Origin of the sequence: Paenibacillus sp. HGF5 (genome assembly GCF_000204455.1) — a bacterium.
GTDB classification, from domain to species: Bacteria; Bacillota; Bacilli; order Paenibacillales; family Paenibacillaceae; genus Paenibacillus_AQ; species Paenibacillus_AQ lautus_A.
The window spans coordinates 50,921-73,467 of sequence record NZ_AEXS01000133.1 but is presented as its reverse complement, the minus strand read 5'-3'; the positions used below and the strand labels follow the sequence as shown (position 1 = coordinate 73,467).

Sequence of the window (22,547 nt, the reverse complement as noted above, 5' to 3'; positions counted from 1 at the left end):
AGCACCGGACGGCCCGACGAACGCAACCGTTTCTCCGGCACGGATCGCAAGGGAAATGTTATTCAGTATCGTTCGGGAAGGCTCGTACCCGAAGGTTACGCCTTCGAAGCGGATATCTCCCCGTACCGATGAAAGGGATACGGCATCAGGCACATCGGCGATCTCCGGCTCGGTATCCATGATTTCCAGGTAGCGTTTAAAGCCGGCAATGCCTTTGGGATAACTCTCAATGACCGCGTTGATCTTCTCGATCGGACGGAAGAAGATGTTGGAGAGCAGCAGGAATGCCATGAATTCGCCCATCTCGATTTTGCCTTGAATGAAGAACCATGCGCCGCAGATCATCACGAAGACCGTGATCAAACGCATCAGCATATAGCTGACGGACGTGCTTTTTGCCATCGTTTTATAAGCCAGCAGCTTGGTGGCGCGGAACTGCTTGTTCTCTTCCTGAAACAGCTTATTCTCATGCTCTTCGTTCGCAAACGATTGAACCACGCGGATGCCGCCGACATTGTCTTCGATGCGGGCATTGAAATTCCCCACGTTTCGGAACAATTGACGATAAGTCGTGGTCATTCTGCCGCCGAACTTGATGATCAGCCATGCCATCAGCGGCACGATGATAAAGGTCAGCAGCGCAAGCTCCAGGTTGATGTAGGCCATCAAGGAGAAGGAACCGAGCAGCGTCATGACGGCGATGAACACGTCTTCCGGGCCATGGTGGGCCACTTCGCCGACGTCGTTAAGATCGTTCGTGATACGGCCCATCAGGTGGCCGGTTTTGTTGTTATCAAAAAAGCGGAAGGATAACTTCTGAATATGGGAGAACATTTTCTCCCGCATGTCCGTCTCGATGTTGATGCCGAGCATATGTCCCCAATACGTCACGATATACTGCAGCGCGGTATTTAGCGCATAGATGGACAGCAGGACGATGCAGGCAATCAGGATAAGCGGCCAATCCTGGCTCGGCAGCAGCTCGTCGATGAATTTGCTGACGGCAAGCGGGAAAGCAAGCTCCAGCAGTCCCGCAATGACGGCGCACATAAAATCCAGAACAAACAGTCCCTTATAGGGCCGATAGTATGAAAAAAACTTTCTAATCAAAAATCATCACGCTCCAAGTCCTACCTCTGTCATGGTTATTGGTTTATGAATGGCCTGGGCCATTATTGCTGGCCGTCCTGAGACTGCCTCGTATCATACAATTCAAAAGCCTGAATGTACTCCTGAATGATCTGGTCCACCGCTTTCAGCTCTCCGCTGACCACGTCCCGAATGGCTTGCAGGTCCGGATCATTGACCTGTTTCTTCAGGGTCTCCCGCTTCACAACCAGGTTGTCCAGGAAAGAGAGCGCACGCCCCCGGCGGAACGTTTGCGCCATCTTCCCGCCTTCCCTGCCGCCATGACCTTCCTCGCGCCGTCTTCCGTGCCGTCCGCCGTGCCGGTGACTGCCCCGGTCGCTGTCCCGGTCGCTGTCCCGGTCGCGATGCTCCGACCGACTCTGGCCCGGCGTATTTGGTTCCTCTTGTCGCATGTAACCAACCTCCTTCAACATCAAATGTATACGTTTGTATACCATTACTCGTGATTGTATACGTTTGTATACAGTTCGTCAATCCATTTTAGTGAAAAGATTGGAAAATGAAGGAGATCGTAAGAAGATATGCTATGATGAGAGTTAGCCGCCCGGTTGATCAGGATGGTTTGATTACGCACGCCGGGATCGGGATGAACATGGGAAGGGAGCTGTACATAATGAGTGATCATAATCATGAGTACTGGATGCATCAGGCGATTGCAGAAGCCCATCGAAACGTTCAGCACGTGGAAGGAGGTCCTTTTGGGGCGATTGTGGTTAAGGATGGTCAAGTGATCGGCAGGGGCCGGAATTTGGTTACTGCGCTGAACGACCCTACCGCTCATGCCGAGGTGCAAGCCATACGGGAAGCCTGCCTGCATTTAGAGGATTTTCAATTGAAAGGTTGCACGATCTATACCAGCTGCGAACCCTGTCCGATGTGTCTGGGGGCTATCTACTGGTCAAGGCCCGATGCCGTTTATTATGCAAGCACGAAGCAGGATGCGGCCGAGATCGGGTTTGATGATCATTTCATATACGATGAAATCGCCATGCCGATGGATCAGCGTTCCATCCCCATGAAGCAGGTTCGGACAGCGGATTATTTGCTGCCATTCCAAGCGTGGAGCTCTGCGGAGCGCAAAATTGAATATTAATCGTAAAAACCGGGCTCCCTGCTAGGGAAGCCCGGTTTATTGTTATTTATCGATAGGGATACCGAAATAAGTATGAAGCGCTTCGGCATATTCCTGTGGATTTCCCGGTTTAAAGGTGTGGACGCCGCCGGACTTGTAGATTCTGAACTCGTCGTCATCCACGGTGTTTCTGCCTTCAGCGGTACGTATGGATACCCGGGCCGTTTTATTAAACGGCGAATCGGGGGCATGCTCGCACCAGAAGGAGGTGGTGATGAAATCTTTCGGTAAGTTAGGTTCTTCCGTAAAAGAGAAGACCGGATCCCAGGCATCTTTTTTCCACTCCTCGAGCATCCAGCCATAAGCCTCGGTCTGAACCAGCCGGTAGGTTTCGTTCCCCTGGGTTTGCTCCAGGCCATCTACCAGCTCCAAAGGGTGGCGAGGTCCGGCGCCACCCACTCCGACGTCGGCAATATATTGCTGGTCTTCGATATCCACCTGCAGGATATGGTGCCGCCGCTTAGCAGGCGTATCGGTCTCATCCCGCCAGAAGCGACCGAAGTAATGAGTGACCTGAAAGCCCAGTTCATGCAGCAGCCAGCCAAACAACGCATTGAGCTCGAAGCAGTAGCCGCCGCGATGGCGGGTGACGATTTTATCGTAGAGATGGGGAACTTCCAGGGAAAGCGGAATTCGGTCAAGGATATCGAGATTTTCATAGGGGACGGTATGCACATGCTGCTCCTGCAGTCTGGCGAGCATATAAGCGCTGTTCACAATCGGGCCCGTATATCCAATACGGTCAAGATACTGGTTAACATCCAGGCCATGTGTCGGGTTACTCATTCGATCACCGCATCTTTCGTAAATTGTCAGCTTGGTAGAAGTAAGCCGTATATAATTATATACACTTTATATCATAAAATAGAGCTTTCTAATAGAGAAGGAGAAGGAGGCGAAGCGGTATATGACCATGGATGTCCAGGCACTCCGGGCAGCTGCAGGAACGATCACCTTCATACCTGAGCATTATGAACTTGTTATGGAGGATAACACCCCTAAGGGGTTCGATGAAAAAGAGAGAACGTTTATTTGGGAGGACCCTCATTCCGAGAACAGCCGAATTGAGGTTTCATTAAGCCTGGAGACCGGTAAGCTGATGAGGCTTCAGATCAGCCAAGAACGTGATGACACAATATGGGGAAGCGCGATAGAGGCAGGACGCACCACAGAGCAGGCAGCGGACATAGCTAAAACCTTCATGATCCGGCATCATCCGAATTATGCAGCGCTTACCTGGATTCGATCAGAGATCAAACGAAACTATGTTGAGATTGAGTTTAGGGCAGAAGCCGGCGGATTGCCGCTGCCGCGCTCCGGTTGTGAGATCCGGCTTGACGCCGATTTCAATATCGTGCTTTACAAGGCGGAAGAATTCCCGGGAATGGAGCTGCCGGTTTGGCCGGACAGGCTCGTTAGTGCGGAGGCTGCGAAGCAAAGGATCCTTCAAGATATGGAGATGCAGCCCATCATAACCACACTGTATCCCTCTATATATGACATGGAGGGGGAAGAAGATCAGCATCGGCTGGTTTATGAACCGATTCAGGGGCGTCGTAAGATCGATGCCGTTACGGGTGAACCCTTACATAACCTGCAGCATGATTTGCTGCCGCCGACTGTTCCAATCACGCCTGCGGATCCCGGTAATTTAAATAACGTTTATCCCGTTAAGCCTGTTCTCCCATCAAGGACCGGAACCGAACATTCAAGCTCAGATGAAGATTCAGATTTAATTCCGTTCTGGGAGGCCCAGCTGGGCATTGATACGGAGCGGTATGTTCTGGATAAGCCTAGGGGGGACGATCAAAACCTGATTTTATTGTACTTTGACAAAAGCGATATGAACGAGGATGAAGCGGATCAATCGGCGACCGATCCGTTATCGGTGGACCGATATTTTGAACGGCGGTGGGGAAAAACGCTTCGCAATCTTCAGGCAGCTTACATGATACATATAGATAAGGCCACTGGCAGCTTAGAGGCGTACCATTATAAACCGGAAAGCTCCGGCGGAGAGGCGGTGCTTACTCGCGAGCAATGCTGGGACCGAGCAGAGCGGTTCTTACGAAGATTTTTTCCGTCATACGCCAAGTATTTGCGGTTGGAAGTGAAATGGGATTTGGAGGCCGGGATAACGGACAGTGAGCAAGAGGGGGAAGAGGGCGAAGCTGAGCCGCGGGATCGGGAATTCTTCCACTTGCCGCTATATATCGATCAATACCGGGTACGTCTGGAGCGTGTAAATATTTGCGTAAGCACGATTACGGGAGAAGTGCTTTTGTACCGCAGTGTGTCTTATGAGAAAATCCGTGAGCTGGAGGCTTGCGGGTTTAAGGCTGCGATTTCTGCGTCATCGGCGCTCGCACGATATGCGGAACAGCTGGATGTGTCGCTCAGGTGGTATATGGATGGTGACGACGGCACGGCCCACTACCGGTTAATCTATGATCCCGTGTATAAGAGACGAGCAAAAACAGGAGTAAGCGTATCAGAGTATCTTTTGGAATTTATTGATGCCGTTAGCGGAGAATTGATATGGTCCAAATTAAGAGCCATTGAGCGATGCTGAATCGTTGGCATGGGTAGTACCAGGAATGACAGTAGGTTTATTGAGATAGATGCACAGGGCCAGCGCAAGTCCCTAGGGTGTCAGAGCATCATATGAGGGCAAGTGGGCTGCTGCTGTGTCTGAGATCCAACGGATGTATTAAGCTAATATTATGCAACATAAAAAGGGTGTCCCTACAGCCGCTACTACGGTGAGGGACACCTTTACTTAAGAGATTAGAGAGCATGAATTTCAGAGACGTACCACATCCTTAGCTTGCAAGAAAACAGCCGCTGTATGCGGTCTGCCTACTGGGAAAGCATGTCGATAGCTGTTAAGCGATTATAACGGATCAACTCCTGCGCTACCCGCAGGTGCAGTTTAATACCGGCTTGCGCGCGGCCGTCGTTTCGTCGAGTCGCTTCACAACCGTGGTGTAAGGGGCGTTAATGACAACGTCCGGCGTAGACTCGGCTTCTTTTGCGATCTGGATCATCGTGTCGATGAAACCGTCCAGCGTTTCTTTGCTCTCCGTTTCGGTCGGCTCGATCATAATGCATTCCTCCACGTTAAGCGGGAAATAGATGGTTGGCGGATGATATCCGAAATCGAGCAGCCGCTTGGCAACGTCCAGGGTTCGCACACCGTACTCCTTCAGCTTTCTGCCGGACAGCACGAATTCGTGCTTGCATAAGCCCGGGTAGGCTACTTCGTAATAAGGGGCCAGACGATGCATCATGTAGTTGGCATTCAGCACGGCGAGCTCGGAGACGCGGCGAAGTCCTTCCGGTCCATAGGTGCGAATATACGCATAGGCACGAACCAAGATGCCGAAGTTGCCATAGAACGCCTTCACGCGGCCGATCGACTGGGGACGGTCGTAATCCCAATAGAAGGTGCCGTCCTCGCGCTTGGACACGATCGGTTTCGGCAGGAACGGGATCAGCAGGCTTTTCACGCCGACAGGGCCTGCGCCGGGACCGCCTCCGCCATGGGGTGTGCTCATCGTTTTGTGCAGGTTGAGATGGACCACGTCAAAGCCCATGTCGCCTGGTCGGGTAATTCCCATGATGGCGTTGGAATTGGCTCCGTCGTAGTACAGCAGACCGCCGGCGTCGTGCACGATTTCCGCAATTTCCACGATCTGCTCCTCAAACAGGCCAAGCGTGCTCGGGTTCGTCAGCATCAGGGCCGCCGTATCCTCACCAACGACGGCGCGGAGGGCATCCAGATCCACCATGCCCCGCTCATTGGATTTAATCGTGATCGTGTCGTAACCGGCTACCGTTGCGCTGGCCGGGTTCGTGCCGTGAGAGGAGTCGGGTACGATGACCTTGGTGCGTTTCTCGCCGCGGCTCTCATGGTAGGCGCGAATCAGCATCAGCCCCGTCCATTCGCCATGGGCACCCGCAGCCGGCTGCAGCGTTACTTGATCCATACCGGTCAATGCCGCCAGGTCGTTCTGCAGAGTAAACAGCAGCTCCAGTGCGCCCTGAATGCTTTCCTCAGGCTGGTACGGATGAATCTTGGCAAAACCGGCAAAACGGGCAACGTCCTCGTTGATCTTCGGGTTGTATTTCATCGTGCATGACCCGAGCGGATAGAAACCGTTATCGATGCCGAAATTCCGTCGCGACAGCTCGGTATAATGACGGATGACATCCACTTCGTATACCTCCGGCAGTTCGGCCGGTTTGCTGCGCAGCAGGCTCTCCGGTATGAATGAAGCGACGTCGGTTTCCGGTACGTCGCATTCGGGCAGGGAATAGGCGACGCGGCCGGGCTTGCTGAGTTCAAATATCAAGGCTTTTTCCGGTTTCATACAATCGCCTCCAATTCACCAATAAACTGGTCGATTTCTTCCTTCGTCCGCCGTTCGGTCACGGCGATCAGCATGCATCCATGAAGCTCAGGGTACGTAGAGCCAAGATCATAACCGCCGATATAACCGGCCTCCAGCAGCTTCGAGTTGATCTCCTTCACGTTGGTTCCATCCGGCAGCTTCACTACGAATTCATTGAAGAACGGAGAGCTGAATGGGAGGGATAAGGAGCCCTTGGCGACAAGGTCGGCAGCGTAATGGGATTTGCGCACGTTCAGAAGCGCTGCCTCCTGCATGCCGGCTTTACCCATCGTAGACATATAAACGGAGGCACACAGCGCGAGCAGCGCCTGGTTCGAGCAGATGTTCGACGTTGCTTTTTCCCGGCGAATATGCTGTTCCCTTGCCTGCAGCGTCAGCACAAAGCCGCGTTTGCCGTCCTTATCGACGGTTTGACCCACGATCCGGCCGGGAATGCGGCGCATCAGCGGCTCGGATACCGCAAAGAATCCGCAGGTCGGCCCGCCGAGGGAGGCGGGAATGCCGAGCGGCTGGGCATCACCGACAACGATGTCGGCCCCAAGCACGCCAGGGGATTCGAGCAGCCCAAGCGACAGCGGGTTTACGCTCAGCACGAGCAATGCTTTTTGATCATGAACCAAGGGCTCGATCGATCTCACGTCCTCAATGCAGCCGAAGAAGTTCGGCGATTGCAGAAGCACGGCTGCCGTGTCATCCGTAACGGCAGCGGCGAGCGCATCCGGGTCGGTAACGCCGTTAACGATGCCGACTTCAACGACTTCCAGATCGAGGCCGTGGGCCGAAGTCAGAACGATCTCGCGGGCTTCCGGGTGAACGGCTCGGGAAATAACGATTTTCTTTCGTTTAGTTGCCCCGCTGGCAAGCGCCGCTGCTTCAGCCAGTGCCGTGGAACCGTCATACATGCTGGCATTGGCTACTTTCATGCCGGTCAATTCGCAGATATAAGATTGAAATTCAAAGATCGCTTGCAGCTCGCCTTGGCTGATCTCCGGTTGGTAGGGCGTGTACGCCGTATAAAATTCGGAACGGGAAATCACATGATTGAGGACGACGGGAATGTGGTGGTCATACAATCCGGCTCCGAGAAAGCTGGTATACCGGTCGAAATCGGCATTGCGGTCCGCCAAGCGGCGCATATGCTTCAGCAGCTCCGGCTCACCCAGCCGTTTCGACATCGGGAGGACGCCGTTGTATCGGACGGATTTAGGGATATCGGCAAACAGGTCTTCGATGGTCTCTGCTCCGACGGCGGCAAGCATGTCGGCCTGATCTTGATCTGTCATTGGCAAGTAACGATGCTTCATGATAAGGCAGCTCCTCTTTTATAGAATGGTGTCTTAACCACTTTGGCTTTTAATTTCTTACCGCGAATCTCGACCCATACCTCGGAATCCAAGCTTGCATAAGGGGTTTCGATCAAAGCCAATCCAAGATTTCGCTTGAGCGAGGGAGATTGAGTACCGCTGGTCACTTCACCGATCGGTTCACCATTGCCGTTGAATACAGGGTAATGGGACCGCGGGATACCGCGATCAATCAGCTCAATGCCAACCAGCTTACGCCGCACACCGTCTTGTTTCTGCTGCTGAAGCGCTTCCCGTCCGATGAAATCGCCGCTGTCCAGCTTCACGAAATAACCGAGGCTGGCTTCAAGCGGTGAGATCGTGCTCGAAAGCTCCTGCCCGTACAATGGCAGTTTCGCCTCGAAGCGGAGCGTATCGCGTGCACCAAGTCCGGCCGGAATGAGTCCATGGTCTTCCCCTGTGGTTAACAGGCCTCTCCAGATATCCGGCGCATCCCCGGCGGAGCAATAGATTTCAAAGCCGTCTTCACCGGTATAACCGGTCCGTGAAAGCAAGGCGGCATGGCCGCATACTTGCGCGTTCTGGATAAAATGGAAGGAGGGGAGATCGCCGATCGTCTCCGAGGTTGCCTTCGACAAGATGTTCTCGGCGGCAGGTCCTTGGAGTGCAATCAGTGCCGTCTCCGCGGATACGTTCCGGATGGCGACATCACCTGTGACGTGTTCATGAAGCCACTGAAGATCCTTATCGATGTTGGATGCGTTCACAACCAGCATGAATCGATCCGACGACAGTTTATACACAAGCAGGTCATCGACCGTACCGCCGTTGTCATCACACATTAGCGTATACTGGGCCTGACCGACCGAAATTCGGGTGACGTCATTCGTGGTCATGTTCTGGATGAAAGCTTGGGCGTCTTGTCCGCTGATCATAAATTCACCCATGTGGGAGACGTCGAACAGGCCGGCGTGCTTGCGCACGGCTTCATGTTCTTGCACGATGCCGGAAAATTGCACGGGCAATTCCCAGCCGCCGAAATCGATGCAGCGAGTAGAAGGAAAATCGGAATAAAGCGGGTAAAGCGGTGTACGTTGTAATGAACTCATCTCTTCACCTCTTTAATTGGCATGGTCAATCGGGAAACACCAAAAAAGGACAGACAGAAGGATAACAAGCCGTGCCCAAAAAGCCCGCTCGTTGCGTAATCCTTCTGCTCTGTCCTTTGTACCTGAGAGTTACCCCACATGTCATGTTAGTATTGTGTCAAGCGTGTGTGAGTTTCCCCGTGGGTGATTCCTTATTCAGAATTCTCTCCAGAGGTGCGTCCGGTAAAGGTCCTTTTGCCTGAGAGATTCACCGTGATCCGGCTTACTCCTTCGGCGCTACCTGTCAGTCTGTCGGTAATCTCTCCCAATACCATCATCCGCGTGAAACATATTGAGTTGTCATCTTCCTACGTTCTTGTGATTATTATAAACGTGTCTCTCCATAAAGTGTCAACCTTTATTTCATCAAAAATAGGATCATGTTTAAAATTTTTGTTAGAAATCTTGACATCGACTCGTCCCTGTTTTATTCTGTGGGAGAATAAGCCAACCGAATATGCGAATGACGATGGATGGGAGAGACCGCTAACGAGTTGGAGATAACCCGTGCGGCACCGAAGGAGCAAACCGTTATGCCTGCCGGGCTGACGAGTAATCTCTCAGGTAAACGAACCGCCATCCGACGCAGCTCTGGAGAGTGCGCAAGCCACCCAAGGGGAAAGATCGAACCGTTAAGAGGCGGCCGATCACAAACTCTCAGGTACCGAGGACAGAGAGAAGGCGAAAGCCTTTTTTCGCGTCCTTTTTTTCATTCACCTTAATTTCATTTTTTAAGAAAAGAGGAGTATTCGAAAATGAGCGAAATCAGAGAGAATTTGGTGTACAGCGACGATCATGAATGGGCATTGAGGGTTGATGGAAATGTGGTGCGCGTCGGTATTTCCGATCATGCGCAGTGCCAGCTGGGCGATATCGTATTCGTAGAGCTTCCCGAGACGGGCGCTGCGGTTTCCGCAGGCGATAGCATTGGCACCATTGAGTCGGTCAAAACCGTTTCGGAGCTGTATTCCCCTGTTTCCGGAACCATTACGAAAGTGAATACCTCCTTGGAAGACCAGCCTGAGCTTGTGAACGGAGAGCCGTACGAAGGCGGATGGATTATGGAGGTAGAGGTGGAAGGTGATCTGGCCGAAGCACTAGGCAAACTGCTGACCGCGGATGCTTATCGTGCCAAAGTGGATTAAGAATCGTAACATAACAATAGCATCACATAGCATAACGGCTGCGACACGTAACGAGAATTACGGGTCGCAGCCGTTTCCATTTATCCATTCATTCGAGGAACCATGCCACGCTTTATCCTGAGCTTGATGCCATGCGGCGCGACATGAAACGTGTCCGGAGCTCGGGCAGATTCACGATCAGAATCCCGCCGATAATGAACAAACTGCCTAGGACCGAATAAAGTGAAATCGTTTCGCCGTACAGAAATGCACCGAGTCCCAGTGCGATGATTGGCGACACGAAGAGCCAGGTGGACGGGAAAAAGGCATTCGTCGCTTTTAGCAGCCAGGCATACAGGCTATGGCCCAGCATCGAGCCGACGATTGTCAAATATAAGACGGATCCTATGGCAGGCATCGTTGTCAGCCCAGTCCATTGCCCGCGTTCACTGAACAAGGATAGAAGCAATAAAGCCAAGCCCCCATGCATCATCTGCACCGCATTGATCGTAATCGGCGAGATATCCGGCATGTCAAAGGACAGTTTGCGGGTAGCAAGCGAGCCCACGCTATAACCGATTTCGCCTATAAGGATGACCATGCAGCTCAGAATCCAGATGAGGTCGCTCCCAATCGCCAGCTTGGGCATGATGAGCACGCACACGCCCGCAAATCCGACCGCGCAGCCCCAGTAATCGCTGCGCCGGGCTATTTTCCGCATGACAACGGATTGAATCATCAGGATCATCATGGGGCCCGTAGCCGACAGTATGGCGGCAATGCCAGAAGCTACATGCTGCTCGGCCCAATACAGCGTCGCAAACGTCAGAAACGTGCTGGTCATCCCGATCAGAAGGAATTCCTTACGCAGGAGCAGGCTCGGTTTTGCCTTGCGCTGCAATATCATCCATAGGAAGATGAAGGCGCCCGCCAGAAGAAATCGAAGCCCCGCCGAGAGGAATGGCGGCAGCCCAGCCTCCACGCCGATTTTAATAGCGAGAAACGTGGTACTGAAAATGGCGCACATTAATAAGTAGTTAAAAATAATCATGCTGCATCCTCCTTTTTCTATACTATAATAGGTAGTTAATAGAACAGATTCGGGTCTGCTAGAACAGATTCGCCTGCAAATAGATCAGGGGGAAAGAACGGATGAAGCTTTCGATGATGGATGAAAAGGCAGGAAAAGGAACATTGCAGCAGCTGGTTTACGATACCGTTACGAAGGGCATTGCAACAGGGGAGTGGAAGGAGTCTGACAAGCTGCCGTCGGTTAGGGTTATGGCGGAGCGTTTGAAGGTTCATCGATTAACGGTATTGAAGGCTTATCAGCAGCTGCTAGAGGACGGCATCGTGGAAGTTAAATATAAATCAGGGTATTATGTGGCAGGTAAGGCAGAAGACGTTTCGGCGGAATCCCTTGCATTCAGCCCGCCTTGGGAATATCAGGCCAGATCGCTGTACGTCAATCGCAGCCGCTTGTCCGACATCCACAGGCATCAGGTCGATTACCAGATGTCGGAAGCGCTGATCGATCCATCGCTGCTGCCGAATGCATTCTTGTCCAATCACGTCAAACAAGTGTTTGACATGTATCCGAAGGTATTGAGCACTTATTCTTCGGTGTCCGGAGATTTGGAGCTGCGCGAGGAAATGGCCTGGTATTTCATGGAGAAGCAGGGCATAGCGGTTCATCCGGAAGAACTGCTGATTACGACGGGATCCCAGCAAGCGATTGATCTGATTTCGCGTTCGCTCGTCAAAAGCGGAGATGCTGTATTGATCGAACGGCCGACATACAGCCCGGCGATTGATGTTTTTATTCAGCAAAATGTCAATCTGCTCCCCATCGAGATTACGCCGCAAGGATACGACCTGGAACATATCGAATATATGATGCGGACGGAGAAGCCGAAGCTGTTCTACATGAACCCGACGTTTCAAAACCCGACAGGATATACGGTTCCTGTAACGCAGCGCAAGGCGCTGGTTGAACTAGCCGAACGATATGAATGCATTCTGGTGGAGGATGAGGTTTATCACGACATTTATTTTGGAGATCCGCCGCCGCTGCCCTTTTTTTATTACGATACCGAGGGCTACGTCATTCATATTCGAAGCTTCAGCAAATACGTTGCCCCTGGCCTGCGGATATCGGTCCTGGCCGCTCGTCCGGAGCTGATGAAGGTAATCGTACCGGTCAAGGCTCTTTCGGACAACGGTACGCCCTTGTTGACGCAAAAGATCTTTCAGCATTATTTCTTCTCCAGCAGGCTGCAGGAGCATGTGGCCAAGCTTCGGATTGCGCTGGAGCTTCGAAAAACGAGGATGGAGAACCTGCTGGCGGCTACGGATTGGAGCTGGAGCAGCCCGGGAGGCGGCTTGAATCTATGGATACGGCTGCCGGAAACGATCAACGTGGATGCGTTATTGCAGCAATGCTTGGCGGAATCGGTAGCGTTTGTTCCTGGGCGGATATGCGATCCGCTGGATCGGATGGAATCGTGGATCAGGCTCAGCTACTCTTATATCAGCGAAGTTCAGCTGGATGAGGGAATACGTCGCCTCGTTGAGATATCGGACCGTGTGAAGCAGGATTAGCGCAACATATTGGCATGATTTCAAGGATGAATCGGACATCAAAGAGAGTTTTTATGGGGCTTGCTGATGAAGAGCAGTCAGTTTCCCTAAAAAGGTTGGGAGTCATGTCACAAAAACAGCCCCCATCTCGTGTTATGTGCAAATCGCATAAACCAAAGGAGATGGGTTGTTATGATAAAGGATTTCACATGCGTTGTCGTAGGTGGAGGCTTTGCCGGCATACATGCCCTCAAAGCCATTCATAAAGGCTGCCAGAAAGGGCTGAACGGAAGAAAGCTGCGATTGTTCCTTATCGATCAAGGGTCCGCCCATGTGCGGAAAGTGCTTTTATTCCGCCCTGCCGTAAGCGGGGAAAGCATAACCGTCCCGTGGGAACAGGTCATGCCGGAAGGCACCCGCTTCATACAGGGCAGGGTGACTAACATTGACAAGGAGAGCAAGCTGCTGAACTTGGAAGACGGCAGAGGGCAGGAGCATAGGATGGAGTATGATGTCCTTGTGATGGCGATTGGAAGCGTCGTGCGCCAGGCAGCACCGGAACAAGGCGGCATATCGCTGACAGGCATGGAAGCGGCGGAACGTATCCGGGAACGCTGGCAGTCCAATCTTAGGCTGGCGGCAGCAGAAACGGATGCGCAAGAGAAGCAGCGGCTGATGAGCATTGCCGTTGCCGGTGCAGGCATTACCGGAATCGAGACGTCGGCCGAGCTGATTCACGCGATGCGGGCTGAGGCGGGTAAGCTCCGTTTAGACCCGGCACATATTCGGGTGCATCTGTTCAATGCTCAGGATCGCTTGTTCCTCGAAGGGCCTGCCAAAGTAGGGAAACGGCTTGAACGATATCTAACCGAGCTTGGCATAGTCCTTCATCAGGGGAGAAGAGCGCTAAAGGAGGAACAGGGGCAGCTTCATTTTCTTGAAGGAGCTCCTATCCCTGTCGGCCTTACGGTGTGGACGCTTGGTCTGGCTCCGAATCCCGCCCTGCTTAGCCTGGGGCTGCCCGTGACGGCGGACGGGCAGATCGTTGTGGATGAAAGCTACCGTGTCAAGGATGCGCCGGGAGTATACGGCATTGGCGATTGCGCGCATGTGGTCGATTCCGTAAGCGGTGCCGCAGACCGGATGACATGCAAGGAAGCGATTCCGCAAGCGGCGCGGCTTGGCGGCATCGTGCAGGCGGATGTAACCGGAACCCCAGCCGCCAAGCACAGGAGCGTAAATGAAGGGTATACGGTTGGATTGGGACCCGGACACGGCCTGGTGTGGTCACGTGCCTGGGGAATGGATCTGATGATCACAGGAAAGCTGGCTTACAAGGTCAAAACGTTCATGTGGAATTATTCCAGCATGGTTCGTTAGATAAGGGACAATCCAGCTTGAAAGGATGAAAAGACGGTATGTTAGAGCTGTATGAACAGTATAAGGGTCTTCTGTTTCATCTGGCGTATCAAATGACCGGAACGGTTACGGATGCAGAGGATGCGGTACAGGATGTGTTCGTGAAGTTCCAAAGCCTTCCCATCAAACAAATACGGGAGCCCAAAGCCTATTTGTGCAAAATGGTGACGAATCGCTGTCTCGACGAGATCAAGTCAGCCAGAAATCGGAGAGAGCAGTATTTCGGTCCTTGGCTTCCCGAGCCGATTCCGGAATCCTACAGCGAGACCTATGAGACCGTCGAGAACCAAGAGCTGCTCTCTTATGCCATGCTGGTTCTGCTCGAACGGCTGTCTCCCTCGGAGCGGGCCGTATTCGTCCTGCGGGAAGCGCTGGGATTCGATTACCCGGAAATCGCCGGGCTGATCGATAAAACCGAGGCCAACTGCCGCAAGCTCATGAGCAGGGCAAGAGGAAAAATGGGGATCACGGAGGAGGACCTGATTGGCGTAGGGTCCGTCGAGGAGGAATGGGTAAACCGATTCTTCACGGCCCTGTCCGAGGGAAACGCCGAACATGTCCTGTCCCTGCTGGCGGACGATGCCGTCCTTCTGTCCGACGGCGGCGGTAAAGTGATCGCCGCGACAAGGCCGGTCGAAACCCGGGAGCGGGTTGCCCGTTTTCTTAGCGGCATTCTGCGCCAAGCACAGCTGGAGGATGGTGTTGCGCCGGAGATCGAGGTCAGGGAATTGAACCATCAAACCGGGGTTGTTTTCCGGCAAGCCGGGAACGTAACGGGCGTCGTTTTCTTCAATATCCGGAATGGATTGCTGCAGGATATCTATATCGTGAGAAATCCGGATAAACTGACAGGGATTTAAGCCATTACAGTTTTACATTGCGGCCGACCTCTGAAGAGGGAGGCTGCTTTTTTTATTGGCAAGGGAAAGACGTTGAATGTCCCGGCGCTAAGCCTGCAGCTCGATTGCATGAGCTTTTTATGAAGGTCGCATGAAACTGGATTCGTATTCCATATTGCAGGGTAATTAGATGACGGGTTCGCAAGCGGATCTGTTACCAAGGGAAACACTCGTCAGAGACTCATCTACTACATACCAGGAGGTTCCGATCATGGACAATTCAAATTCCAATTCGAATGTCAACAACAGCAACAACAAGACGAGCAAGGACCAACAGCTGGAACAATTTACGGTAGACAATGACGGTAAGAGCTTGACCACGAACCAGGGACTTACGGTCTCTGAGGATGAGCATTCGCTTAAGGCTGGCGAACGCGGTCCGACGTTAATGGAGGACTTCCATTTCAGAGAGAAAATGACGCATTTCGACCATGAGCGAATTCCTGAGCGCATTGTGCATGCCCGCGGTTTTGGAGCCCATGGTTATTTTCAGTTATATGAATCGATGAAAGATTATACCAAAGCCAAATTCCTGCAGGATCCTTCCGTCGTGACGCCTGTATTTGTCCGGTTCTCGACGGTGGCAGGCTCCAGGGGCTCAGCCGACACCGTGCGGGACGTGCGGGGTTTCGCAACTAAATTTTATACGGAAGAGGGCAACTATGATCTCGTTGGCAACAACATGCCTGTATTCTTCGTACAGGATGCGATGAAGTTTCCCGATTTCGTTCACGCGGTAAAGCCTGAGCCTCATAACGAGATACCGCAGGCGCAGTCCGCTCACGATACGTTCTGGGATTTTGTAGCTAACAACACGGAAAGCGCGCACATGGTGATGTGGGCGATGTCCGACCGTTCGCTTCCGCGAAGCTTCCGAATGATGGAGGGCTTCGGCGTGCATACCTTCCGTTTTGTGAACGAGGAAGGAAAGGCGCATTTTGTGAAATTCCACTGGAAGCCCGTGCTGGGCACTCATTCTCTCGTGTGGGACGAAACGCAGAAGCTGGCAGGAAAGGATCCCGACTTTAACCGCCGCGATCTATGGGATGCCATCGACACGGGGAACTATCCGGAATTCGAATTTGGCGTTCAAATGATCGGGGAGGATGAGGAATTCAATTTTGATTTTGATATCCTCGATCCGACGAAGATATGGCCGGAAGAGATCATTCCGGTCAGAATCATCGGAAAAATGACGCTTAATCGCAATACGGATAATTTCTTTGCGGAGACGGAACAGATTGCATTCCATCCGGGCCATGTCGTGCCCGGCATCGATTTTACCAATGATCCGCTGCTGCAGGGACGTCTGTTCTCCTATACCGATACGCAGCTGTCCCGTCTGGGCGGGCCGAATTTCCATGAAATTCCGATTAATCGTCCGATTGCGCCGGTTCATAACAACCAACGGGACGGAATGCACCGCATGACCATCAATAAGGGGCCGGTCAGCTATCATAAGAACGGCATTGCGGGCAACACGCCCAAGCCCGTTCCAGCCGAGAGAGGCGGCTACGAGCATTATACCGAGAAGGTGGAGGGTCGCAAAGTTCAAGCGCGAAGCGACAGCTTCAAGGATCACTTCAGCCAGGCGGCTTTGTTCTGGAACAGCATGTCCGAGGTGGAGAAGCAGCATATCGTATCCGCATTCCAGTTCGAGCTTGGCAAAGTGCAGCGGAAGGAAATCCGCCAGCAGATCGTCGACCTGTTTGCAAATGTGGACAGCGAACTCGCGACAAGAATTTCGGAAGGGTTAGGAACCATTCCTCCCCAAACCAGCGGCTCCGCTTCCAAAGACTCCTCTCCGGCTCTCAGCATGATGAACACCGTGAAGCTCCCGTTAACGCGAAAGGTGGCTGTGCTTGCAGGCAATGGATTTACGGACGAGCTTCCGTTCGTGCTTGCGCAGCTTCAGCAAGCCGGCATCATCACCGAAGTGGTTAGCCCGAAGCTTGGCGTCATTACAGGCAAATCCAGCGGAGAACTGGAAGTGAAACATTCGCTCCTGGGGGCGGATTCGGTGTTATTCGACGCGGTGCTTGTCGCGGGCGGGGCGCTAAGCGTGTCAGAGCTCCTGACGGAGCAGAAGGTGCTGGACTTCATCAAGGAAGCTTATCAACATTTCAAACCGATCGCGGCCATCGCCGAAGGCATGAATCTGCTTCCGGCGGCGAGCGGTGAAGGGATCGTGGTCGCTCAAGAGAATGAGGATTCGAAGCTGTTCGGACAAGCCTTCATTGATGCGATTGCGGCCCATCGCCATTGGTCCCGAACCATCTAAGAGGAATTGCCCTTGAATATATAGATCAGCTGCGCTATAATTCCCCTTAATCAGTGGCTTAAAGTGAAGGGGATTATGACATGAACAGCATCAAATCGAATCAACTTCATCATCACAAGCAGCGTTAGCACGCCTGTATTTCTACAGGGCGGGCTAACGCTGTTCGCGTTGGCCTCCCTGCCGCATACCAAGCGCGCGGGACCATGAGGTCCGGCGCGTTTTTTATTTTTTCGGGACGAAAGGATGAGCAGCGATGCAGAACGTAAAAGGGACGTATGATTATTTTGGACAGGAACAGGCTGCAAGGAGAAAGGTGCAATCGACGCTTCGCGAAGTGTTTGAATGTTACGATTACGCGGAGATGGAGTCAACCATCCTGAATGAATTGGAACTGCTGTCTTCCAAGTACGCTGGAGGAGAAGAAATAATCAAGGAGATGTATCAGCTGACGGATCAGGGAGCCCGACAGCTGGGGCTGCGCTACGACCTGACGATACCGTTCGCCAAGGTGATCGCGCTGAACCCTGGCATCAGTCAGCCATTCAAGCGATATGAAATGGGGAAGGTATTTCGGGACGGCCCGGTCAAAAGGGGCAGATTGCGGGAGTTTCTGCAGTGCGACGTCGATGTGGTGGGGGTTGCGGGTCCGGAAGCAGAAGTGGAGCTGATGCAGCTCGCAGCCGAGGTGTTCCGAAGACTTGAAATTCCGATCGTCCTCAGGTGGAACAATCGTGGCTTTCTGGGTGAACTCCTGGGAGCTATGGGTGTACCGGCCAACCTAAGTTCGTCCGTCATGCTGACACTGGATAAGCTGGACAAGATCGGGAGGGAAGGGGTTCGGAAAGAGCTCGCGGATAAGGTGATTGATCCGGAGATTAGTCGCCGCATCCTGAGCTTCGTAGATCTCAAGGAACCGACGTTTGAGCAAATTACCAGAACATACAACCTGGAGCCGGGGCGGGGCGCGCGCGAAGTTCAAATCCTGCAAAGCCTGCTGCAGCGTGTCGGTTTGCAGGACGTCTGCGTATTTGATCCGTTTCTTTCCCGGGGCTTGTCGTTTTACACGGGAACCGTTTACGAAATTTACGACGCGTCCCATGCTTTTCGTTCAAGTCTGGGCGGAGGCGGCAGATATGACGCGATCATCGGGCAGCTTGTTGGACGGGAAGATTTGGCATATCCGACGGTAGGGCTTTCGTTCGGCATGGAATCCATCATCGAGATGCTTCGGGACCGGGTGGTTGAAACGAACAGGCCACACGTTGTGGTCATCCCGATAGGGGATGCTGTCCCGGAAGGATTGATGGCTGCTGCGGCACTTCGGAATCGCGGGATTCGTACCCGATTGGCTACCTTGCGGCGCAAATTGAAAAAGACCTTAGCCTCCGTTTCGGCCGAAGGCATCCCTTATGCCATTCTGATCGGCGAAGATGAAGCGGCGGCTGGCGTGCTTCGGTTGAAGAACATGTCCGACGGCATGGAGCTTACATTAAAATTAAAGGAAGCGGAGGAGTTCATAAGCCGGAACTTGATGGCTTGATATGAAACGAAGGGCTTCTGTTATGTAATAAGGATGTGCGGTTTAAGGCTAACGGTTTAGGGCGAATAGAGCCGTTCTTTTTTGAATATAATGGATTTCTACCGAAAAGGTACTCGCGCTCGAAACGATCTCCAAGTAGAATAAACGTATTGGATTTTACCAAGGGGGGAGCGGATCGCAATGCTGTACGAACAATTTTTCATGCTGCACCGGAAGCTTGCTGTTAACGCTCCAGTCCATACCGCAACGGAAGTGACGCTTGAGCAGATTGCCGACACGCTTTATTGCACGACGCGCAACGCGAAGCTCGTTTTGCGCAAGCTCGAAGAGAAGGGCTGGATTCTATGGAAAGCCGGACGCGGGCGAGGAAACCGGTCCAAGCTGACCTTTCAAGCGGATCAAGCAGAGCTGCTTCAGGAAGCGGCACAGCAGCTCGCGGAAAAAGGGGAATACAAGCAAGCCTTTGAGCTGCTTCGTACCTACGGACAAGGCATTCGGACCAACGACTCCTACGTGGAGTGGATGAACGGGCATTTTGGCTTTTGCAAGGAGATGAAGGAAGGGGAGGAAGAAGCCAGGGATTCGCTGCGGCTGCCGGTTTATCGGCTGATCGAAACCTTGGACCCCGCCGAGTGCTATTACAGTTTTCAAGCTCATATGATCCAGCAAATATTCGATCGATTGGTGGTATACGATAAAGCAAAGGATCAATACATGCCTGTGATTGCGCATCATTGGGAGAGCAGCGAGGATGGAACGAGCTGGACGTTTCATCTTCGTAAAGGGATTCTGTTCCATGACGGCAAGGAATTAACGGCCGAGGACGTGAAATTCACGGTGGAGCGCTTAGGTCAGGATCGACGGAATGCTTGGATCGTGCGTGAACTGCACAGCGTAGAGGCGGTGTCGCCCCGCGAGGTCCGATTTATCCTGAATAAGCCGAATCGGATTTTTATCCGGTTTCTCAGTTCCATATGCATGTCCATCCTGCCTAAACATCTGCTGATTCACGATGAAGAACAGTTCTGGAGGCTTCCTGTCGGAACGGGGCCTTTTCAGGTGGAGGAATGGACCGAGGAAAGGCTGACCATTCACGCGAATGCCCACTATTATCAAGGGCGGCCGCATTTGGACAGCATCCAAATCATTATGATGCCGGAAGATGCCGAGCACTGCAACGTCAGTTGGGAGCGGCTGCTGCAGGATTCGGAGCAATTCGGTCATGGCGGCGACAATCATGCTGTGGATATCATAGAATCCTCCGAAGGCTGCACGACGTTGATTACATGGAATATGAAAAAACAGGGGCCGTTTCAATCCGTCGAATTTCGCCGCGCATTCAATCTGATCCTGAACCGTTCGGAGATGATCCGGAAGCTGGGCGACAATCGTCTTTATCCGGCCAGAGGGTTCATTATGGATGAACAAGCGCCTTACCGCAAAGACCGTTATGATCCCGAGTTCGCCAAGTCGCTGCTGAGACAGTCGGGTTACGACGGTTCCCCCGTCATCATGGCAACGCTGGCCAATCATATCAAGGATGCCGAATGGATCCAGAATCAGTGTGCTTCCGTTGGGATTTCATTGATGATCCGGGAGATACGTATGGATACCATGCTGCACCCCGACGTGGTGAACAGTATGGACTGCATTTTGCACGGCTTAGTTCTTCCGGGCGAAGAAGTATGCATCATCGAGAATTACGAGCAGGAGGGCAGCATTGTCAAAGAGTTCCTGAATCCGTCCCTGCAGGATTGGGTAAAAGAATGCATCGATGACGCGCTTGCCAGCGAACGGTGCGAGGAGCGGTTGAGCATCTTATCGAACATCGAGGAGAGGCTGCGGGAGGAAGCGCATGTATCATTCCTGATTCATACGAAATTCTTCGCAAGTTTGCATCCTTCATACAAGGGAGTTGTCATTAATAATCTAGGATGGCTGGATTTTAAGCAGATCTGGCGGGCGTGATTCCCGTAAAAAAAGAGCAAGCGCGTACAACGGCGCTTGCTCTTTTGGCTTATAAGGATTTTGAATGGGTTTTTCGTGATCTCCGCTTTCGAAAGAACCCGTAAAGCTTATCGATAAGTCGACGATTCCTCGCATTTAACTCCGATTCACCAACACCGATCTCATCATGAATAATGAATCTTCCTTGACGATCCAGTTCGTCCCAATGTGCTTGCCGATATTCATTTAGCTTCTCCAGCGTATATATATCGTTATTCACGGCAACCTCCCTATCAGACATTCAGGATTTCGTGGTAACTTACGTAGAATGTCTTGATAGTCTCATTATGGAGGTCAACCAAGCTTGTAAAAAGTGTAAACCTCGGCAGTTGAATTTCCCCTTTTCATGAACGGAAAGACTGCCGTAGGAACCAGATCACACTTTATTTTCTTTATGAGTGATGGCGCTGTTCTCAATCTGGATGGTTGAATGCTCTATGTGGAATCGACTTTCCAGAAGATCAATCGCTTGTTGGAGGATCTCATAACCAGTCACGTCATCCTTTACGACAAGATGGCAGCTCAAGGAGTCGAAATTGGACGTAATCGTCCAAATATGGAGATCATGGATGCCCGTGACTCCTGGAATGGACAGCAGGGATTTCGTTACCTCATCAGGGTTAATCGCTGCAGGTGCACCCTCCATCAGGATATGAACGGTATTCTGTATAATTCTCCAGGCGCTTTTCAGGATCAAGATCGAAACCAGAATGGAAATCATAGGATCTGCAATATACCATCCAAATGCAATCATGAGAATCCCGGCGACAATAGCACCTACGGAGCCAAGCGCATCGCCGATGACATGAAGGTAGGCGCTTCGCAGGTTCACGTTGTTCTTCACATCGCCCATCCGCATCAAGAACCAGGCACTCAGAAGATTAGCCAACAAGCCGATGGATGCAATGAGCATCATGCTGCCGCTGGCAACGGCCGGCGGGTCATCAAAGCGTTGAATCGCCTCCCAGACGATAAAGCCGGCGATGACAAACAGGGCGACGCCATTTAATAGTGCTGCCAGTATTTCGAAACGGTAAAAGCCGTAGGTCTTGTTCGGCGATGAGGGCTTTGCGGCAAACCATAAAGCGACCAGACTAAGCAGCAAAGCGCTGGCATCGCTTAGCATATGGCCGGAATCGGATAACAGGGCCAGACTGTTGGTAAGCAAGCCTCCCACAAATTCTAGAATCATAATGCCGAGCGTGATGATCAGGGCGATGGCAAGACCTTTCTTATTCCCTGAACGGTCGTGATCATGGTGACTGTGGTCATGACCGTGCTGGTGGTTGTGATGGTGCATAATCGAAAACTCCCTTCAGATAACCATAAGAATGTTGAACGAATGATTCAAAAAGCTGATTGAATTTTAATATGAACATATGCTCATATACAATGTTATTTCAGACCTCCCCTGTTGTCAAGTTTTTCCGAAAAGTTAGGTCATCAAAATTATTTTTCACTTGCTCATTTATCTAGTATGCTTAATGGGTGGTTCATTCAATGTAAAGAGTTTAGGCTCAAAATCGATGGAACAAGGGGAGTTATTGCG

The 22,547-nt window shown here is 52.1% G+C and carries 17 protein-coding genes and 3 riboswitches; of the genes, 9 read left to right on the top strand and 8 right to left on the bottom strand.

The annotated features are described in order from the left end of the window. The coding region (locus tag HMPREF9412_RS21035) for an ABC transporter ATP-binding protein (protein ID WP_009593701.1) at positions 1 to 1,110 on the bottom strand (1,110 nt) is incomplete at its 3' end. Positions 1,111 to 1,172: 62 nt separating this feature from the next. Continuing rightward, positions 1,173 to 1,541, bottom strand: a complete 369-nt coding sequence (locus tag HMPREF9412_RS21030; RefSeq protein ID WP_009593751.1) for a hypothetical protein — start codon at positions 1,539 to 1,541, stop codon at positions 1,173 to 1,175. 221 nt (positions 1,542 to 1,762) lie between these two features. Here HMPREF9412_RS21030 and HMPREF9412_RS21025 point away from each other — a divergent pair, with 221 nt between their 5' ends. Further along, positions 1,763 to 2,242 carry a nucleoside deaminase gene (locus HMPREF9412_RS21025; RefSeq protein WP_015735860.1) on the top strand — a complete coding sequence of 160 codons (480 nt, stop codon included), beginning with the start codon at positions 1,763 to 1,765 and terminating at the stop codon, positions 2,240 to 2,242. Positions 2,243 to 2,284: 42 nt separating this feature from the next. Here the strand turns inward: HMPREF9412_RS21025 and HMPREF9412_RS21020 are convergent, their stop codons facing one another. After that, positions 2,285 to 3,067 (bottom strand): arylamine N-acetyltransferase family protein, encoded by a 783-nt coding sequence (locus HMPREF9412_RS21020; RefSeq protein ID WP_009593706.1) that lies wholly within the window; start codon positions 3,065 to 3,067, stop codon positions 2,285 to 2,287. Between the two features lie 121 nt (positions 3,068 to 3,188). Between HMPREF9412_RS21020 and HMPREF9412_RS21015 the strand changes: the two genes are divergently transcribed. Further along, a complete protein-coding gene (locus HMPREF9412_RS21015; protein ID WP_009593714.1) occupies positions 3,189 to 4,853 on the top strand; it encodes a DUF4901 domain-containing protein in 1,665 nt (554 codons plus the stop codon). A 343-nt stretch (positions 4,854 to 5,196) separates the two neighbouring features. On the opposite strand, the gene gcvPB is transcribed toward HMPREF9412_RS21015, so the two are convergent. Genes gcvPB through gcvT form a run of 3 tightly spaced genes read right to left on the bottom strand, consistent with a single transcriptional unit; the run spans position 5,197 to position 9,109 of the window. Beyond that, the gene (gcvPB, locus tag HMPREF9412_RS21010) at positions 5,197 to 6,654 is read right to left on the bottom strand and encodes an aminomethyl-transferring glycine dehydrogenase subunit GcvPB (RefSeq protein WP_009593750.1); all 1,458 of its coding nucleotides are present in this window, start codon (positions 6,652 to 6,654) and stop codon (positions 5,197 to 5,199) included. Then, positions 6,651 to 8,000 carry an aminomethyl-transferring glycine dehydrogenase subunit GcvPA gene (gene gcvPA, locus HMPREF9412_RS21005; protein WP_009593755.1) on the bottom strand — a complete coding sequence of 450 codons (1,350 nt, stop codon included), beginning with the start codon at positions 7,998 to 8,000 and terminating at the stop codon, positions 6,651 to 6,653. The genes gcvPB and gcvPA overlap by 4 nt, the downstream gene beginning before the upstream one ends. Further along, the gene (gene gcvT / locus HMPREF9412_RS21000) at positions 7,997 to 9,109 is read right to left on the bottom strand and encodes a glycine cleavage system aminomethyltransferase GcvT (RefSeq protein WP_009593744.1); all 1,113 of its coding nucleotides are present in this window, start codon (positions 9,107 to 9,109) and stop codon (positions 7,997 to 7,999) included. The genes gcvPA and gcvT overlap by 4 nt, the downstream gene beginning before the upstream one ends. A gap of 107 nt (positions 9,110 to 9,216) precedes the next feature. Continuing rightward, positions 9,217 to 9,322: riboswitch (glycine riboswitch) on the bottom strand. 3 nt (positions 9,323 to 9,325) lie between these two features. Further along, a riboswitch (glycine riboswitch) is annotated at positions 9,326 to 9,426 on the bottom strand. A gap of 185 nt (positions 9,427 to 9,611) precedes the next feature. Continuing rightward, a riboswitch (glycine riboswitch) is annotated at positions 9,612 to 9,734 on the top strand. Positions 9,735 to 9,903: 169 nt separating this feature from the next. Between gcvT and gcvH the strand changes: the two genes are divergently transcribed. Beyond that, entirely contained in the window at positions 9,904 to 10,293 is a 390-nt protein-coding gene (gcvH, locus tag HMPREF9412_RS20995; protein WP_009593709.1) for a glycine cleavage system protein GcvH, read from the top strand. Positions 10,294 to 10,405: 112 nt separating this feature from the next. Here the strand turns inward: gcvH and HMPREF9412_RS20990 are convergent, their stop codons facing one another. Beyond that, positions 10,406 to 11,323 carry a DMT family transporter gene (locus HMPREF9412_RS20990; protein ID WP_009593721.1) on the bottom strand — a complete coding sequence of 306 codons (918 nt, stop codon included), beginning with the start codon at positions 11,321 to 11,323 and terminating at the stop codon, positions 10,406 to 10,408. 101 nt (positions 11,324 to 11,424) lie between these two features. Here HMPREF9412_RS20990 and HMPREF9412_RS20985 point away from each other — a divergent pair, with 101 nt between their 5' ends. From HMPREF9412_RS20985 to HMPREF9412_RS20960, 6 genes are all read left to right on the top strand, one after another. After that, entirely contained in the window at positions 11,425 to 12,873 is a 1,449-nt protein-coding gene (locus HMPREF9412_RS20985; RefSeq protein ID WP_009593729.1) for an aminotransferase-like domain-containing protein, read from the top strand. 171 nt (positions 12,874 to 13,044) lie between these two features. Next, on the top strand, positions 13,045 to 14,232 hold the full coding sequence (locus tag HMPREF9412_RS20980; protein WP_009593727.1) for an NAD(P)/FAD-dependent oxidoreductase: 1,188 nt from the start codon (positions 13,045 to 13,047) through the stop codon (positions 14,230 to 14,232). Between the two features lie 38 nt (positions 14,233 to 14,270). After that, positions 14,271 to 15,131 (top strand): RNA polymerase sigma-70 factor, encoded by an 861-nt coding sequence (locus HMPREF9412_RS20975; RefSeq protein ID WP_009593743.1) that lies wholly within the window; start codon positions 14,271 to 14,273, stop codon positions 15,129 to 15,131. 250 nt (positions 15,132 to 15,381) lie between these two features. Then, the gene (locus HMPREF9412_RS20970) at positions 15,382 to 17,451 is read left to right on the top strand and encodes a catalase (RefSeq protein WP_009593742.1); all 2,070 of its coding nucleotides are present in this window, start codon (positions 15,382 to 15,384) and stop codon (positions 17,449 to 17,451) included. Between the two features lie 253 nt (positions 17,452 to 17,704). Then, entirely contained in the window at positions 17,705 to 18,991 is a 1,287-nt protein-coding gene (locus tag HMPREF9412_RS20965; RefSeq protein ID WP_009593770.1) for a histidine--tRNA ligase, read from the top strand. 180 nt (positions 18,992 to 19,171) lie between these two features. After that, complete coding sequence (locus HMPREF9412_RS20960; protein ID WP_009593725.1) at positions 19,172 to 20,959, top strand: ABC transporter substrate-binding protein; 1,788 nt, start codon at positions 19,172 to 19,174, stop codon at positions 20,957 to 20,959. A 415-nt stretch (positions 20,960 to 21,374) separates the two neighbouring features. On the opposite strand, the gene HMPREF9412_RS20955 is transcribed toward HMPREF9412_RS20960, so the two are convergent. Then, positions 21,375 to 22,298: a cation diffusion facilitator family transporter gene (locus HMPREF9412_RS20955; RefSeq protein WP_009593761.1), complete on the bottom strand. Its 924-nt coding sequence runs from the start codon at positions 22,296 to 22,298 to the stop codon at positions 21,375 to 21,377. Positions 22,299 to 22,547 lie beyond the last annotated feature (249 nt).